Raw genomic sequence first — 16,604 nt, forward strand, 5'->3', positions numbered from 1 at the left:
AAAAAAAACACAATTATTGCATTCTGCATTTTTCTTTCCTTCTGCATCTCTAGCATCTCTAGCCTTCTGCCTTCTGAAAGTCACGGTTTAGTCTTCACGCTCACCTGGCCATTGACCATAGCTTGACAAGCCAACCGATAGTTTTCGGGCTTTTTCTTGAGCTTGCGGTTCTCAAAGTCAGTGCGGGGCGACAGATTTTCACTGCCCTCGACAATTTCCACAATGCAGGTGCCGCATTGACCAATGCCCCCGCAATTCATGAGCTTTCCCGAAAATGTGTACAAATCGATGCGGTTTTCTAGAGCTTTGAGCCTCAAATTGGCCCCGTCTGCTGCGATGACTTCCTGATTTTCCTTCACAAACTTGATATTGGCCATTGCCGATTCCTTAACGCAGTTGACATCGAACTCTATTACAAAATATTAACTAATGTGTCGGACGTTTAATACCCCGATGTCTAATTGCCTTTGTGATTAAATATCCTGAAGCGTAGCTCTCCCGTAGGGAATCGCCCCAACTCAATCTCAAGGAGCATCCGAGAGGTTATTCGTCGGAAGATTGCTCACAGCCCGCTGGAGAGACGAAAGCCCCAGGTTGTAGGTGACAATTGCCGACAATCGGTTTCTCTCAGCCCTAGTCAAATCAGTTTCCGCCTGAATCACATCCGTCTGAGTACCCACGCCAGCTTGAAACCGCAGTCTCGCCAGACGCAGAGCTTCCCTTGACTGCAAAACCCCCGCCTCAGAAGTTTCAATATTCTCAAAACTCGACTCTAAGCCAAAATAAGCTTGTTCTACTTCCCGGCGCACCTGGTTGCGGAGTTGGTCAAATCGACTTTCGGCGATCGCAATATCAGCATCCCGCTGTCTCACCCTCGCGTTCGCCGCGCCCCCATCGAAGATACTCCAAGTCAGACTCGCCCGGATCGAATAACCATCGGCCCACCCACGAGTAGCAAACGGGTTGGGGTCGTCAGGGTCTTGTCCCAGCACGTTGTAACTACCCCCAACACTCAGTTGAGGCAAACGCCCCGCCTGAATCGATCGCCTCTGCTGCTTGCTGATATCCCTCTGCACCAACTGCTGTTCCAACTCTGGGCGATTCTTAAAAGCCTGCACAATACTCTCTTCCAAAGACAGCCTCCAAGAGCCCGCTTGCTCTACCGGATCTGCCGCCGTCAAGTTCGCCGACTGGCTGACATTCAAAATCTCAGCCAGACGCCGCTGGGCAACTCGCTGATCGCGACGAGCAACTGACAGTTGTTGCACTTCGTTAGCCAAATTTGCCTGAGCCTGCAACACAGCAAACCGGGTTCCTACCCCTGCCCGTTCCAGGGCTTCGGCATCCCGCAAACTTTGCTGAGCATTTCTGACCGAAGCTTGGCGGATGGCAACTTGTCCGTCCGCGTTTTGCAAGTTGTAGTAAGCCTCAGCAGTGTCGAAGCGGAGTTCCTCGGCTTGGCGTTCCACATCCAGTTCCCGAAGGCGCAACTGTTCCTCTGCCGCGCGGATGTTAGCGCGCCGCCTTCCGAACAAATCGATGTCGTAGCTCAACTGCAAAGTGCTGTTGAGACTGTTGCTGCCTAAATTTTGCCGGGCTTGCTCGGCGGGCTGCCCGGTTCCGTTAGCCCGAGAGTTGTTGAAGCGCTGTTGAGCTCGGACTCCGAGTTCTCCGCCGGCAGTCACAGACCGGCTGGCGTCCATTTGAAAATTCAGGTCTGGATAAAGAGCAGCTTGCTGTTCGCGCAAAGCTGCTCTGCTTTGTTCCACTTGCTGTCCGGCGATTTGCAAAACTTGGCTGTTGCGGCGCGCGAGGTCGATCGCCTGCTGCAAGGTAATTGACTCTGTTTGCTCGATCCTGACATCCTCCGGGTTTGCCGGAAAATTCAGCGGATTCGGGTTGGGTTCCAGGGAGGCCGGAGGCTTGGTGTCTAAAATGCCCCTCGGAGGGAGAGGGGGGAAACTTTCGTTCGGAGTGCCCCGGAGAATTGGTACCGGGGAACTGGGCACAGGAACATTGTTGGGAGGGTTCGGGGAAGGCTGCTGAGTCTGTGTCGGTTCCAACCCTCTTAGAGGCGTTGAACCGGCCTGAGACAGAGTTGATGGGGAAGCCGGAGCAGCCTGTTGAGGCTTTGATGCTTGCTCGGTTCCGGTTGGGGGGTTAAGGGCGATCGACTGTTCGGGCTGTGATGCTGATTCTGCCGCTGTGTTCGAGGTCGATCGAATATTGGGCCCTAATTCGAGCTGATTGCTAAGGGCCAAACTGTCCTGAGATTGAGCCGGAGACTGTGCTGAAGCACTCTGTGCGGCGTTGCTGAAAGTAATTGCAGCGCCCACTCCGACTACGATGATTTGACGAAAAACACGCATAATTTTTTAATTACTCTGCAATCCTAGAGACAATTTTAGAGCAAGATTGAGGTCTCAAGTTTCTAGTCTGTAGCCTGAACTCGACGGTTACAAGTCACAATTACCATACTCATCTTAACTTTTGAATGTTCGATTCAAAATTTAGAATTTAACTTCAGCATTTGCCAGACCGATCGCCGCCGAGATTAGTTCCTCTACTCCGCTCACCGGCAAAATCCGGGTTTTCAGCGAGCTGGCGAGCTGTTCGAGGGTCATGTCGTCGAGAAAACGCGGTTCCCCCTGTTTTAGCATCACCGACGGCAGCAGGATACCATCTCCCAAGTCTCGCCCCTGCAAACCTTCGAGCAAATCTTGCCCGGTGAGCAAACCCGTAACAGTGATAGTTTGTCCCCAGTAGTGGCTGCACAGTGCTGCCATGTTGACGGACAAGCCGGGAATTTGGTTTAGTTGTTGTACGATCGGCTCAAAAGCTTTTTCGACAGCATTCCCCACCACCCAAACTAACTTGCGCGCAGGCTCGACTGGCATCGGTTGCAGCTTCTCAAAAGCCGTTTCAAACTGCTGGATAAACTGGCGAATCGAACCCACACCGTTACCAATTTGCGGATAATCTTCGTAATCAGCAGCCGACGGCAAATCTAAACCCGCTATTAAAAACCACTCGTCAGCCAGCCAAATACACCGCGATTTTGAATTCTGCTTTTTAGCTTTTGGGCCGCCTTTTCCTTTACTCAAAAGCACTTGAATTTTTTGCACTTGCTCTATTACTTCTCGCGCTTTTTCCGCAGTTACTGCAATTAGTTCATCTTCAGCAGGGCGAAAGCGAGTTAAACCCACCGGCACTACAGCCACCGATGCTACCGTGGGAATATTTCCCGTATGAAACTTTGCCAAATCTAACAATGTGCGTTCTAAATGTTCGCCATCATTAATACCAGGACAAACAACTACTTGAGCGTGAATTTGCAAGCGGCGTTCTTGAAACCATTTGATTTGTTCGAGAATCTTCCCCGCGCGGAGATTTTTTAGCAACCGAATTCGCACTTCCGGTTCCGTAGCGTGCACGGAAACATAGAGAGGAGAAAGCCGCATTTGTTCGATTCTGTCCCACTCTTTTTGAGTCAGATTTGTGAGAGTGAGATAGCTACCGTAAAGGAAGCTGAGGCGGTAGTCATCATCCTTAAGATACAGAGTTTCCCGCTTTCCCGGTGGTTGTTGGTCAATGAAGCAAAAAGGGCAGCGATTGTTGCACTGAATTAGTCCGTCAAAAAGAGCAGTTTCAAATTCCACTCCCAAGTCTTCGTCATAATCTTTTTCTATTTCTAACTTGTGAGTTTTGCCTTTAGTGTCTAATACTTCTAATTCGAGAAATTCATCGGCGCACAGGAATTGATAGTCAATCAAGTCGCGGGGTTTTTGACCGTTGACGGCGACGATTGAGTCTCCGGGTTCAAATCCCATTTCGGCGCAGATGCTGTCGGGGATAACTTTGGTGATTAGGGCGGGCCGGATTGATAAGTCGCTCATGGTTATATTATCGGTTATTGCTTGAAGTTTGCTAAAGGCGATCGCCTTTAGAATCAGGGTTAGTTTTGGCTTGTGAATTTAGCTGAGCTGTGACAGGATATATCAAAAATGTGGATATATTTATGAAATTCAAAATTTTGACTGGATGCGTGACAGGGTTAGTGGTTTTTTGTACCACGAATGTACTTTTTTGTCAACCCAGTCCGGCGGGAAATGATACCTCTTTTAACAGTGGTACTCTCAAATATATTAGCACTGGGATTCGGAATGCAGAACCCGTGGTGTGCGCTGCTGTTAATCAAGATGATACTTGTACGAATAGGACTTTGCTATTCACTCTGAAGCAGGGGAGTGATGCTGACGCTACCTTGAAAAAACTGCCAAAAGTTGACTTAACAGTTGTAGAGTTTACCAACAGTCAAAAGTACAGCGTTGCTAAGATTGCCAACTCCGATTTTGCGGCCGGGACGAAAGCTGAGGATTTCTTTATTCGGGGTGAGGATAAGTATCAAAAAGGAGATTATCAGGGTGCTATAGCCGCTTACACTCAAGCAATTGGGCTTAATTCTAACTATGCCCAAGCCTACCACAACCGGGGAATTGCCCGCTCTAAATTAGGAGACAACAAGGGTGCTGTAGCCGATTACGATCGAGCTTTACGAATTAATCCTAACTATGCCAAAGCCTACTACAACCGAGGAAATGCCCGCGATGACTCAGGAGACAAGCAGGGTGCTGTAGCTGATTACAACCAAGCTTTACGAATTAATCCTAACTATGTCTTGGCCTACAACAACCGGGGACTTGCGCGCTTTAGGTTAGGAGACAAGCAGGGTGCTGTAGCCGATTACAACCAAGCTTTGCGAATTGATCCTAACCATGTTAATGCCTACTACAACCGGGGACTTGCCCGCCGTGGCTTAGGAGACAAGCAGGGTGCGATTCAAGACTTTCAGAAAGCAGCAGACTTATATCAGAAGCAAGGAGATAAAGATAGCTATCAAAAAGCCCTTAACCATCTGAAAAATCTTCAATAAACTGCAACAAATCTCCTTTTTTATTGACAGGTAAAATCCATGAAATTCTTTCACAAAATTTCGATTGCATTGATTGGTGCATTTGCAATAAGTGCGATCGCACAACCAACCCCAGTAGTCGCTATATCTGCTCAGCTTCCGAGTGCGACTGTGGCGACTGGGACGAAAGCTGAGGATTTCTTTATTCAGGGTCAGGAAAAGTATAAAAAAGGAGATTATCAGGGTGCTATACAAGCTTTCAGCCAAGCAATTGTGCTTAATCCTAATTATGCCCAAGCCTATAACAACCGGGGACTTGCCCGCCGTACTTTAGGAGACAACCAGGGTGCAATCGCCGATTACAACCAAGCTTTGCGAATTAATCCTAACTATGCCATAGCCTACAACAACCGGGGAAATGCCCGCTCTCAATTAGGAGACAAGCAGGGTGCTGTAGCCGATTTCAACCAAGCTTTGCGAATTAATCCTAACTTAGACGCAGCCTACAATAACCGGGGAATTGCCCGCCGTGCTTTAGGAGACAAGCAGGGTGCTGTAGCCGATTTCAACCAAGCTTTGCGAATTAATCCTAACTTAGAGGCAGCCTACAACAACCGGGGAAATGCCCGCTCTCAATTAGGAGACAAGAAGGGTGCTGTAGCCGATTTCAACCAAGCTTTGCGAATTAATCCTAACTATGCCGAAGCCTACTACAACCGGGGGGAGGCCCGCTCTGAATTAGGAGACAAGCAGGGTGCAATTCAAGATTTTCACAAAGCAGCAGACTTATTTCAGAAGCAAGGAGATAAAAATAACTATGAAAAAGCCATTAACTTTCTGAGGAAACTTCAATAAACTGCCACCTTACTAATCGCTATAGCCTAATTAACACCTGACAAATCCTCTGTCCTTCCATTTGAGCGAAGTTTGTACGAAGAACATAGCTTTGAAGTTCCTCCCAGTCGATCGCTTGCAATTAGTGTAGAAAGGCGAGTATGTTTAATTTCAAAGCTATTTTATTCCCAGGTAAAATCAATGAATTTTTTTAACAAACTGCCGATCGCGTTAATTGGTGCAGTTGCAATAAGTGCGATCGCACAACCAACCGCAGTTTTCGCTATATCTGTTCAGGTTCCGAGTGCGTCTGTGGTGGCTGCGACGAAAGCTGAGGATTTCTTGATTCAAGGAGAGGAAAAATATGATAAAGGAGATTATCAAGGCGCTATAGCCGCTTACACTCAAGCAATTGGGCTTAATCCTAATTATGCCGAAGCCTACAACGGCCGGGGAAATGCCCGCTATCGTTCAGGAGACTATAAGGGTGCTGTAGCCGATTTCAACGAAGCTTTGCGAATTAATCCTAATTATGCCGAAGCCTACATCAACCGGGGGAATGCCCGCGATGACTCAGGAGACAGCCAGGGTGCACTCGCCGATTACAACGCAGCTTTGCGAATTAATCCTAGCGATGCTATTGCCTACTATAACCGGGGAGTTACCCGCTCTCGTTTGGGAGACAGCAAGGGCGCTGTAGCCGATTACACCGAAGCTTTGCGAAATAATCCTAACTATGCCTCTGCATACAACAACCGGGGACTTGACCGCTCTGATTTAGGAGACAATCAAGGTGCTCTAGCGGATTTCAACGAAGCATTGCGAATTAATCCTAACCATCCCGGTGCCTACTTAAATCGGGGGATTACCCGCTATCGTTTAGGAGACAACAAGGGTGCTGTAGCCGATTACAGCGAAGCTTTACGCATTAATCCTAACTTTGCTCTTGCTTACTACCACCGGGGGAATATCCGTTATTTTTCAGGAGACAACCAGGGTGCTGTAGCCGATTACAACGAAGCTGTGCGAATCAATCCTAACTTTGCCGAAGCCTACACCCACCGGGGGAATGCTCGCGATGATTTAGGAGACAGCCAGGGTGCACTCGCCGATTATGATCGAGCTTTGCAAATTAATCCTAACTTTGCCAATGCCTACTTAAACCGGGGTGTTACCCGCTCTCGTTTAGGAGACACGCAAAGTGCTGTAGCCGATTACAACGCAGCTTTGCGAATCGATCCTAACTTAGCCGGTGCCTACTTGAGCCGGGGAATTGCCCGCGCTGAAGGGAAAGACAAGCCCGGGGCGATGCAAGACTTTCAGAAAGCAGCAGACTTATTTCAGCAGCAAGGTGATAAAAATAACTATCAAAAAGCCCTTAACTATCTGCGGAAACTTCAATAAACTGCAAAAACTTCCCAAAGGTCGATCGCACTACTAATCGCTAAAAAATAGAATACCCGATCCCCGACTTTTTTAAGAAGTCGGGGATATAATTAAAGATTATCGGAATCAGACAATTTAATTTTTTTTTCGTTATTATTTATACCGAGTTCAGAGCGACATAAGTCGCTCCTACTGCAATCAAATTTCTCTTTTAAATATTTTTAACAGCCCCACCTGCGATCGCCGTTAAAATCGCCACACCAAAAGCCAGCCGATACCACACAAACACCCAGGTATTTTGAGTTTGCAGGAACTTGAGCAGCCACGCGATCGACAAATAAGAAAACACAAATGCCGAAATCGTTCCAACTATCAAAGCTGCAACTCCAGCATCGCTGATTCCTTCTCCCAAAGCACCCTTCAATTCCACTAATCCAGCCAGAGTAATTGCCGGAATTCCCAATAAAAAAGAAAACCGCGCGGCTGCGGGTCTTTCTAATCCTATAAACAATCCTGCTGTTAGGGTAGAACCCGATCGCGAACACCCCGGAATCAAGGCTATTGCTTGAGCTAATCCCATAAAAATGCCGTCTGAGACAGTTAACTTTTCATAAGTGCGATGGCGCTTGCCAGTTTTTTCTGCTATTGCTAACAGCAGCGACATGACTATCGAAGCAATAGCGATGCTGGCCAAACTCCTGAGTGGCGAGTTGTCAAAATCTGGAATCAATGCCTTGATTAGCAGCCCAAAAAAGACTATAGGTATTGTTCCCAAAACCAGTGCCACCGCCATTTGAAACTCATGGGATTTGTAGTTGCGTTGCACCACGGCTTCTACAGCACCAACAGTTATATTTGTCAAGTCTTTCCAGAAATACCAAAGCACTGCGACAATACTGCCCAACTGAATAACAGCAGTATAAGCAACCCCGGGGTCGCCCCATCCCAGGGCGATCGGCACTACCTTCAAATGAGCGCTGCTGCTGATGGGCAAAAACTCTGTTAATCCTTGTACAATTCCTAAAACAAGGGCCTGCACCAGATTGATTTGAGCCGGCCCGGAAACATCAGCAGCCGGCGTTTGGGCGAGGAGTGCGTCAAGCAAAGCTATCATTAGTTGTAAATTCCCAGTTGTCAGTTTCTAGTAATCAGTTGAATTTAATATCTTGCACCCTTCTGGGAAGCTAGAAGCCCACCCCACCACAAATAAATTTTATTGTGGCGCGGACAGTTCCAGTCCGCCCCTGAAAAGCCGATCGCAAATAGTGATCTTCGGCCTGTAGAATCGCCTTGTCGATCGCAAGTATCAGCAATTTACGATCATCGAGTCGAAACTACTTTAACCTACTCAACAACATTTGCCTACATTTTGCTGATAAACTTAGGAAAGTTTTTGCATCTGATTCCGCTTTCCTTACAGCAACTGCCAATAACCTATGATATTTCCTGAAAACAAAAATTCGATTGTTACTGCAGCTTCAGGCATCCGCTGGCTGAGGCGAATCTTGTCAGCCAGTCTTTTAACAGTGGCGCTCGCACTTAGCTTAATACTGCTAAGCGGCACTGCGCCAGCCTTGGCAACTCTCACCGACGATCGCTATGACGGTACAATCTTTGCCCTCTACGCCGGCAACGGTTCCCTAGTTCCTCCTAAAGTCAAACTCACAGATTCTTTCAAACGAAATAAACCCGTATTGTTAGTGTTTTACACTGACGACAGCAGCGACTCCAAGCAATACGCGATCGTCGTCTCTCAACTCCAGGAATTTTACGGGCGCGAAGCCGATTTTATGCCCATAACAATTGACTCTTTGCCTCCGCAACAGTCACCCGAAATCACCGAACCAAGCCATTATTACGAAGGTTTCGTACCTCAAACTGTCATCCTCGACCAATCGGGAAAAGTAGTTTTTAATGAGAAAGGACAAATACCCTTTGAACAGGTAGATGATGCTTTTCGGAAAGTATTTGACTTGCTGCCCAGAGAAAAATCAATCCCGCTCAAACGCCGTGTCGTGAACGAACTTAACGTCGAATTGTCGAAGTAATAGGTAATGGCTAATTGCTAGTCGCTATAGCACTTTTCAATGATTCCTTAACGAGAGTTTTTTTGTTTTATATTGGGTAAGGTGCGCCCAGCGCACCCTACATTTAGGGTGAGACAGTCAACAGTCAACAGTCAACCGTCATTCTGCCTCAGTAATTCTTTACACACACCATATCGGGTCTCAGGGCAAAATGGACGTGAACTATTTAAACTTTAAACGATGAGTAGAACCTTAATTCCTGTGATTCTGGCCGGTGGTAAAGGCGAACGTTTTTGGCCGCTGAGTCGCAAGCAGCGGCCCAAGCAGTTTTTGAGTCTCGACGGTAGCGGCAAGAGTTTGCTGCAGGCTACTGCGGAAAGACTTTTGGAATTAGGTAACGGCTGGGACGATTTGTGGGTGGTAACGTCGGAAATGTTGGCTGCGGGAGTCCGCGAACAGTTGCCGCTGTTACCTCCTGAGAATTTGCTGGCGGAACCGGAGGGCCGGGATACTGCGCCGGCGGTGGCCTGGACTGCTATAGAAACTGCGAAGCGTTACGGTGAGGATGCGGTGGTGGGTTTTTTCCCGGCGGATCACTGGATTGGGGAACCACAGGAGTTTATCAAGACTTTGGAGGCGGCGGCCGAGTTGGCGAAAAATCAGGATGCGATCGCCACTTTGGGAGTAAAGCCGAGTTATGCTTCGACTGGTTACGGCTACATCGAACAAGGCGAGGAAATTGGCAGTTTTGGGGGTTTTCCGGCCTATCGGGTGGCGAGGTTTACGGAAAAGCCCGATCGCACAACTGCTGAAGAATTTGTAGCCAGCGGCAAGTTTAGTTGGAACGGCGGAATTTTTGTATTTCGAGTCGGAACAGTCTTGACAGAATTGCGAAATCATGTACCGGAAATGATGGCAGCTTTGGAAGCAAAAGGCGCGCAGGCTTACTCGGAATTACCCAAAATTAGCATCGATTACGCGCTGATGGAGAAGACGCAAAAAGCCTGTGTTTTGCCTGTAGGCTTTAGCTGGGACGATTTGGGTGACTGGAATGCGATCGGTCGTTTGCTGCAAGGAGATAAGCCAAATGTCGAGTTAGCAAAACACGTCGGAATTGACACCAAAGGCGGCATTTTTTATGCAGCGGATGAGAATGAGGTGATTGTCACCATTGGTTTAGAAGATGTGGTAGTTGTCAGAGATGGCAATGTGACTTTGATTGTGAAAAAGGACAGGACGCAGGAGATTAAACAGGTAATTAAGGTGTTGGGAGAAGATGAGAAATTGAAAGATTTATTGTAACTAATTCTGTAGGGTACGCACTGCGTACCTTACCGCTACCAATAGTTTGGATCTTCACTTTTTGCGTCCCGGAATGTTACATAATTTCTGCTAAATCCAAGACAAAACCTGGCAGTACATCTTCCCCTGATAGAGTCGCAGGATTTTCGATAATTTCAACATCTTGACCGGGGCGATAAATTTCTACCCGCCGATTTTGCCTGTCAATTAACCAACCCAATCTAGCACCGTTATCTATATATTCTTGCATTTTCTCTTGAAGTTTTTTCAAGGAATCAGTCCGAGAACGCAACTCAACAACAAAATCAGCAGGACACAAAGGAGCAAAACTGTCTTTTTGTTCCGGTGTTAAAGCATCCCAGCGTTCTTTTTTGACCCAAGAGGCATCAGGAGAGCGATCGGCACCATTGGGGAGTGTAAAGCCTCCCGAAGAGTCGAAGGCAACTCCTAGATTATTTTGCCGGCTCCAGGCTTGAAGTTGATACGATAGATCCATATTGCGCTTGCTAGTTTCACTGCCTGTCGGTGGCATAATAATTAATTCCCCTGATGCTGTACGTTCAAATTGATAATCGCGGTTGTGCTGACAAAGCTCAAAAAATTGCTCGTCACTTAAGTTGATGGATAATTCGATCGAGTTGGTAGGAAATTGGATGGCAATCATGTCTCTTATACGGTATTAAACACATTGAGAATCTGGTTTGTAATAACTTACTCATTCAATTCTTTGACACATCTTTTCAAGTCAATAAATTTAATTATAAAAATATCATGTCTGCTTTAAATGTATATTACCATGAGGATTAATGCCACGGCCAAAGACCGATCGCCCCCCCACCCCAAAATACGCGCGTGCGAAGCTATCCCGTAGGGAATCGCACCCTTTCGCCCAAGTTATTCCCCAAGACACTGGTCAGCCCGGTCAACAGCGCTATCCTAGTAGTTATATAGCCCTTAAACCCGATCGACCCGGAGGCCCCTTGTTTAGCCTAGTTCAAAACAATTCTCGCAAAGGAGAAATTCTAGAGGTCGTCTTCCGCAACGGTTGGGACTACATGAAAAGCCTCCTAACCGGCCGCAAAACCGACGCACCCAGTCTCCCAACTCCAGCAGTTCTCCGCAACATCCTCGTCCAATTAGGGCCAGTTTTTGTCAAATTAGGACAATTGCTGAGCACCCGTCCTGACCTTTTGCCGGCCAGCTATATCGAAACTCTCTCCACGCTACAAGCGGAAGTGCCGCCCGTACCGTGGTCGCAAGTAGAAGCAATCGTCCGCCAGGAACTCACACAATCTCTAGAAAATACCTTCGCCAAATTTAACACCGAAGCCATCGCCGCAGGTTCGATCGCGCAAACCCACAAAGCTACTTTAAAAGACGGCCGCGAAGTCGCCCTCAAAGTTCAGCGCCCCGGTATTGAGATTGTCATCGAACAAGACATCGCCGTACTCCGAGGTTTGGCAGAACTTGTGATGCTCACAGACTTCGGTCAACAATACGATATTGTCGCCCTAGCTGAAGAATTTGCGATCGCCCTGCGTGCAGAACTAGACTTCATTCAAGAAGCCAGCTACACAGACGAACTGCGCCGCAATTTATCTAAAAGTAAATGGTTTGACCCCACACAAGTTGTCCTACCAGAAATTAACTGGGAGTTGACTACAAAAAAACTCTTAGTAATGGAGTGGCTGAACGGAGTCCCAATTTTGTTAGGCGACTTGCAAGGAATTCGCCACAAAGGAGATGTAAATGCCGAACGCGAAGAAATTACAACCCTGCTTTGCCGCGTTTTCTTCCAGCAGTTGTACATAGACGGATTCTTTCACGCAGACCCGCATCCCGGCAATTTATTTTATCTCAAAGACGGCCGCATAGCCCTGCTCGACTGCGGCATGGTCGGCAGATTAGACCCGCGAACTCAGCAAAATTTGACAGAAATGTTGCTGTCAATTGTCGATTTAGATGCTCAGCGCTGCGCTCAATTAACTTTGGAAATGGCAGAATTTGCTCAGCCGACAAGTTTAGTTAATCTAGAGAACGATTTGGCTCGAATGCTCCGCAAGTATTACAATATCAGCTTGTCGCAAATGAACTTGTCGGAAATTTTTTATGAGGTGCTGGAAATCACCCGCAAAAATAAAATTCGACTGCCCAGCAATCTCGGTTTGTATGCAAAAACTCTAGCTAATTTGGAAGGACTGGCGCGCTCTTTTAATCCCCGATTTAATATTGTAGAGCAGGTCAAACCGCTGATGACCGATATGTTTCGGCGTCAGTTATTAGGAGACGATCCGATCCAAGCTCTGCTGAGAACTGCCCTGGATATCAAAAGCTTATCTTTGCAATCTCCGCGACAGGTGGAAGTGCTTTTAGACCGAGTTACTTCGGAAACTTTGAAGTGGAACTTGACCCTAAAAGAACTCGACCCGCTGCGCCGCACTCTGGGGGATTCTGCGAACCGGCTTTCTTTTAGTATTGTCGTGGGTTCGCTGATTGTGGGGGCGGCAATTATTTCTTCTAACGCACAAACTGCTCAACTATCTTTTCTGAGCACTGGTTTGTTTGGGGCGGCGAGTTTTTTGGGCTTGTGGTTAGTTATTAGCATTATGCGATCCGGCCGTTTGCGGAGTTGATTGTACAATGTCGGTATGTGTTGTAGAACGAGCCGGGAAGCCTGTTCTTGAGAATGGTGGAAGATGTAGAATATAGCCAACAAGTGCAACAACCGCATAAAGGTAGGCTATGTCACAGCATGATTCTTCTCTCCCAAAGTCGGCAATTAGAGACAACCGCCACCGCGGCACTGTGGGCGATTTTTTGAAAGCCAAGGTTGAGGAAAACTCAACCTTGTCAATTGTTTCTGCTTACTTTACAATTTATGCTTTTGATGCTTTGAAGGAACAACTTCTAAGTATTAAAAGCTTGAAATTTCTGTTTGGCGAACCGCGCTTCATCAAGTCCCTTGACCCCAGTAAAACCGATAAAAAGGCTTTCCAAATTGAGGATGAGGGCTTGCAGCTACAAAATCGGTTGGAGCAAAAGCGGGTTGCAAAAGAATGTGCAGAATGGATTGAGAAAAAAGTACAGATACGGTCGGTAAAGCAATCTAATTTACTGCACGGCAAAATGTATCACATTGCTCATAACGGAACTGAAAATGCTATTATGGGCAGTTCTAATTTTACCGTGCGGGGACTGGGATTAGGTACGAAATATAACAATATTGAACTCAATCTAGAAGTAGATAGTAAACGCGATACCCGCGACCTTAAAGCCTGGTTTGATGATCTCTGGAATGATGCCGAACTCATCGAAGATGTCAAACAAGATGTGCTGCTGTACCTAGAGCAACTTTACCAGAATAATACTCCTGAGTTTATCTACTACAAAACTCTGTTTCATATCTTCGAGACTTTTCTAGATGACCTAGAAAAAAGCGATATTCTCAGTGAACAGCTACACCTATTTGATACAGAAATTTGGAAATCTCTATTTGAATTTCAAAAAGACGGAGTTAAGGCAGCCCTCAATAAAATCCGACGATATAACGGGTGTATTATTGCTGACAGTGTTGGTTTAGGTAAAACATTTGAAGCTCTAGCGGTTATTAAATATTTTGAACTTCGCAATGAAAAAGTTTTGGTTCTGTGTCCCAAAAAACTCCGCGAGAATTGGACTGTATATCTAGCACAGAACAATAGCGATCTCAATCCTTTGGTTAAAGACCGCTTTAGCTATACAGTCCTATCTCACACCGACTTGAGTCGCGATTCCGGCTGGTCTGGGGACATTAAGTTAGAAACGATTAATTGGGGTAACTATGACTTGGTAGTTATTGACGAATCGCACAATTTTCGCAACAACATCAAGAGCAAACGGGACGAATTTGGCAATCTAATTAGAAAGAGCCGTTACGAAAGGCTGATGGATGACATTATCAAGAGCGGTGTCAAAACTCAGGTGCTACTCTTATCAGCAACTCCGGTTAACAATGATTTAAAGGATTTGCGGAATCAACTTTATTTTATCACAGAAGGTGGCGACGCTGCGTTTGGGGAATCGCTGGGAATTGCCAGTCTGCGCGATACACTAGCTGATGCTCAGGGGAAATTTACCAAGTGGGCCAAGAAAAGTAGGGATCGCAAAACTAGCGAACTGCTGGAAGAACTTAGTTCTGCTTTTTTTAAACTGCTTGACCAATTGACGATCGCACGATCGCGCAAGCACATTCAAAAATACTATAAAGATGCGATCGCCCAATTAGGCGGCTTTCCAGAACGGCTCACACCCATCTCGGTATTTCCTGAGATTGACCGAGAGGGTGAGTTCATGTCCTACGAACAGCTTAACAGCGAAATTTCTAAGTATCAACTCTCGCTATTCAACCCTTCGAAATATGTCCTGCCGCCATACCGTTCTGTGTATGAAAATAAAGGAGTGCGAAATTTCAAACAGAGCGATCGCGAACGCTGTTTGATCGGCATGATGAAAGTCAATTTCCTGAAACGCTTAGAAAGCTCCATCCGTTCCTTTGCGCTGACAATCGAGCGCACGATTAACAAAACTGAAGCTCTAGAGACAAAAATTAAAAATTTTCAGAAATTGCAGCAATCTCGCGACCCTAACCAGACAGTAACTTTCAGCGATTGGATGATTGAAGACTTGGACGATGAAGAGTTGCAAGATGCCATGCAAGTAGGTCAGAAGCTGATATTTGAAATGGCGCACCTCGATGTCGAAACCTGGTTAAAAGACCTGAAAAACGACAAGGAACAGCTTAAAAAAATTTACAATTCAGCCCAAAATATTTCTGTTGAACGCGATGCCAAGCTGGCTGAGCTAAAAGAACTGATCGCCAAGAAAGTTAGGAAGCCTACGACTAACAAGCATGGCCAACCAAATCGCAAGGTTTTAGTTTTTACTGCCTTTGCAGATACGGCAGTCTATCTCTACGAAGGATTGCGGGAGTGGGCAACAGTAGAATTGAAAATTAACTTAGCTTTGGTGACTGGGGGATCGGCGGCAAATAAGACTACCTTTGGCAAAAACGAGTTCAATCACATCCTGACAAATTTTTCACCTTTCGCCAAGAAACGCGCCCAAATTCCATCTATGCGACAAGACGGCGAGATTGATTTATTAATTGCCACAGATTGTATTTCCGAAGGGCAAAATTTACAAGATTGCGATTATCTGATTAACTACGACATCCACTGGAACCCAGTCCGAATTATCCAGCGGTTCGGTAGGTGCGATCGCATTGGCAGCCCCAACCACACGGTACAATTAATTAATTTTTGGCCCACAGAGAACTTGGATCGATACATCAATCTGAAAAATCGAGTAGAAGCACGGATGGCTTTAGCGGACATGGCTGGTACATTTGAAGATAACCTGCTGGAGGCAAAGGAGACTGAAGAACTGATTGAGAGTGATTTGAAATACCGCGACAAGCAGTTGCTCAGATTGAAAGAAGAGGTGCTGGATATCGAAGATTTCACGGAGAGTGTAGCCCTAACGGAATTCACTCTCGATGATTTCCGAATGGAACTAGCCAAATACATTGAGAGCAACCGCAAACTACTGCAAGATGCTCCTTTAGGACTCTATGCAGTAGTTCCAACTAACTCGGAGTACCCGATAATTGCTCCGGGCGTAATTTTTTGCCTCAAACAAAAAGGCGATTGTCTTGATAATAAAACCGTCAACCCGCTGCAACCATACTTTTTAGTTTACGTTCGACAAAATAAGAAAGTGGGATTAACTTTTGCTCAACCCAAACAAATACTTGAAATATATCAGTTGCTGTGCGCGGGGTGTACTGTTCCCTATGAAGAGTTGTGCAACTTGTTCGATCGACAAACTAATAACGGATTTGATATGAGTTTGTATAACGATTTGCTTGAGGAGGCGGTTGATTCAATTGCAGGTATTTACAACAAACGGCTCATCGGCCACCTGCAGTCTAGCCGCAGTGCTGTGTTGGTTGAGCAAGCGCATCAGGTTAAAGCAACAACTGATTTTGAACTGATTACCTGGCTGGTGATTAAATGAGCGTCAGCGAACAACAAGCCAAAGGATCTATTAATCAAGCTTTAAGTAGTTTTGTCAAGGGAAAACTAGCCGATAACGCCCGTAATTTG

General features: G+C 46.4%; 12 protein-coding genes. 7 read left to right on the forward strand and 5 right to left on the reverse strand.

The features are described 5' to 3' along the window. Positions 1-80: 80 nt before the first annotated feature. From QUB06_RS10280 to QUB06_RS10290, 3 genes are all read right to left on the reverse strand, one after another. Positions 81-377: a 2Fe-2S iron-sulfur cluster-binding protein gene (locus tag QUB06_RS10280; RefSeq protein WP_006631487.1), complete on the reverse strand. Its 297-nt coding sequence runs from the start codon at positions 375-377 to the stop codon at positions 81-83. A 147-nt stretch (positions 378-524) separates the two neighbouring features. Then, the gene (locus QUB06_RS10285; protein WP_333435206.1) at positions 525-2,369 is read right to left on the reverse strand and encodes a TolC family protein; all 1,845 of its coding nucleotides are present in this window, start codon (positions 2,367-2,369) and stop codon (positions 525-527) included. Positions 2,370-2,510: 141 nt separating this feature from the next. Then, positions 2,511-3,896: a TIGR03279 family radical SAM protein gene (locus QUB06_RS10290; RefSeq protein ID WP_333435207.1), complete on the reverse strand. Its 1,386-nt coding sequence runs from the start codon at positions 3,894-3,896 to the stop codon at positions 2,511-2,513. Between the two features lie 122 nt (positions 3,897-4,018). Between QUB06_RS10290 and QUB06_RS10295 the strand changes: the two genes are divergently transcribed. The 3 genes from QUB06_RS10295 to QUB06_RS10305 all read left to right on the forward strand — a co-directional run bounded on the left by QUB06_RS10295 (position 4,019) and on the right by QUB06_RS10305 (position 7,150). Continuing rightward, positions 4,019-4,933: a tetratricopeptide repeat protein gene (locus QUB06_RS10295; RefSeq protein WP_333435208.1), complete on the forward strand. Its 915-nt coding sequence runs from the start codon at positions 4,019-4,021 to the stop codon at positions 4,931-4,933. 39 nt (positions 4,934-4,972) lie between these two features. Beyond that, a complete protein-coding gene (locus QUB06_RS10300) occupies positions 4,973-5,767 on the forward strand; it encodes a tetratricopeptide repeat protein (protein ID WP_333435209.1) in 795 nt (264 codons plus the stop codon). A 180-nt stretch (positions 5,768-5,947) separates the two neighbouring features. Beyond that, positions 5,948-7,150 carry a tetratricopeptide repeat protein gene (locus QUB06_RS10305; RefSeq protein ID WP_333435210.1) on the forward strand — a complete coding sequence of 401 codons (1,203 nt, stop codon included), beginning with the start codon at positions 5,948-5,950 and terminating at the stop codon, positions 7,148-7,150. A 193-nt stretch (positions 7,151-7,343) separates the two neighbouring features. Here QUB06_RS10305 and QUB06_RS10310 read toward each other — a convergent pair whose 3' ends face one another. Then, the gene (locus tag QUB06_RS10310) at positions 7,344-8,246 is read right to left on the reverse strand and encodes an undecaprenyl-diphosphate phosphatase (protein ID WP_333435211.1); all 903 of its coding nucleotides are present in this window, start codon (positions 8,244-8,246) and stop codon (positions 7,344-7,346) included. 322 nt (positions 8,247-8,568) lie between these two features. Here QUB06_RS10310 and QUB06_RS10315 point away from each other — a divergent pair, with 322 nt between their 5' ends. Continuing rightward, a complete protein-coding gene (locus tag QUB06_RS10315; protein WP_333435212.1) occupies positions 8,569-9,180 on the forward strand; it encodes a thylakoid membrane photosystem I accumulation factor in 612 nt (203 codons plus the stop codon). Positions 9,181-9,399: 219 nt separating this feature from the next. Further along, positions 9,400-10,461, forward strand: a complete 1,062-nt coding sequence (locus tag QUB06_RS10320) for a mannose-1-phosphate guanylyltransferase (RefSeq protein WP_333144091.1) — start codon at positions 9,400-9,402, stop codon at positions 10,459-10,461. Positions 10,462-10,537: 76 nt separating this feature from the next. On the opposite strand, the gene QUB06_RS10325 is transcribed toward QUB06_RS10320, so the two are convergent. Beyond that, a complete protein-coding gene (locus QUB06_RS10325) occupies positions 10,538-11,125 on the reverse strand; it encodes a Uma2 family endonuclease (protein ID WP_333435213.1) in 588 nt (195 codons plus the stop codon). 316 nt (positions 11,126-11,441) lie between these two features. Between QUB06_RS10325 and QUB06_RS10330 the strand changes: the two genes are divergently transcribed. Continuing rightward, entirely contained in the window at positions 11,442-13,094 is a 1,653-nt protein-coding gene (locus tag QUB06_RS10330) for an AarF/ABC1/UbiB kinase family protein (protein ID WP_333435225.1), read from the forward strand. Between the two features lie 109 nt (positions 13,095-13,203). Beyond that, positions 13,204-16,515: a helicase-related protein gene (locus QUB06_RS10335; protein ID WP_333435214.1), complete on the forward strand. Its 3,312-nt coding sequence runs from the start codon at positions 13,204-13,206 to the stop codon at positions 16,513-16,515. Positions 16,516-16,604: the final 89 nt, after the last annotated feature.

This window comes from Microcoleus sp. D2_18a_D3 (genome assembly GCF_036702455.1).
Classification (GTDB): domain Bacteria; phylum Cyanobacteriota; class Cyanobacteriia; order Cyanobacteriales; family Microcoleaceae; genus Microcoleus.

Bases quoted from the DNA above. Each gene is read 5' to 3' on its own strand.
- QUB06_RS10280 (WP_006631487.1), bottom strand. From the start codon at position 377: ATGGCCAATATCAAGTTTGTGAAGGAAAATCAGGAAGTCATCGCAGCA.
- QUB06_RS10285 (WP_333435206.1), bottom strand. From the start codon at position 2,369: ATGCGTGTTTTTCGTCAAATCATCGTAGTCGGAGTGGGCGCTGCAATT.
- QUB06_RS10290 (WP_333435207.1), bottom strand. From the start codon at position 3,896: ATGAGCGACTTATCAATCCGGCCCGCCCTAATCACCAAAGTTATCCCC.
- QUB06_RS10295 (WP_333435208.1), top strand. From the start codon at position 4,019: ATGAAATTCAAAATTTTGACTGGATGCGTGACAGGGTTAGTGGTTTTT.
- QUB06_RS10300 (WP_333435209.1), top strand. From the start codon at position 4,973: ATGAAATTCTTTCACAAAATTTCGATTGCATTGATTGGTGCATTTGCA.
- QUB06_RS10305 (WP_333435210.1), top strand. From the start codon at position 5,948: ATGAATTTTTTTAACAAACTGCCGATCGCGTTAATTGGTGCAGTTGCA.
- QUB06_RS10310 (WP_333435211.1), bottom strand. From the start codon at position 8,246: ATGATAGCTTTGCTTGACGCACTCCTCGCCCAAACGCCGGCTGCTGAT.
- QUB06_RS10315 (WP_333435212.1), top strand. From the start codon at position 8,569: ATGATATTTCCTGAAAACAAAAATTCGATTGTTACTGCAGCTTCAGGC.
- QUB06_RS10320 (WP_333144091.1), top strand. From the start codon at position 9,400: ATGAGTAGAACCTTAATTCCTGTGATTCTGGCCGGTGGTAAAGGCGAA.
- QUB06_RS10325 (WP_333435213.1), bottom strand. From the start codon at position 11,125: ATGATTGCCATCCAATTTCCTACCAACTCGATCGAATTATCCATCAAC.
- QUB06_RS10335 (WP_333435214.1), top strand. From the start codon at position 13,204: ATGTCACAGCATGATTCTTCTCTCCCAAAGTCGGCAATTAGAGACAAC.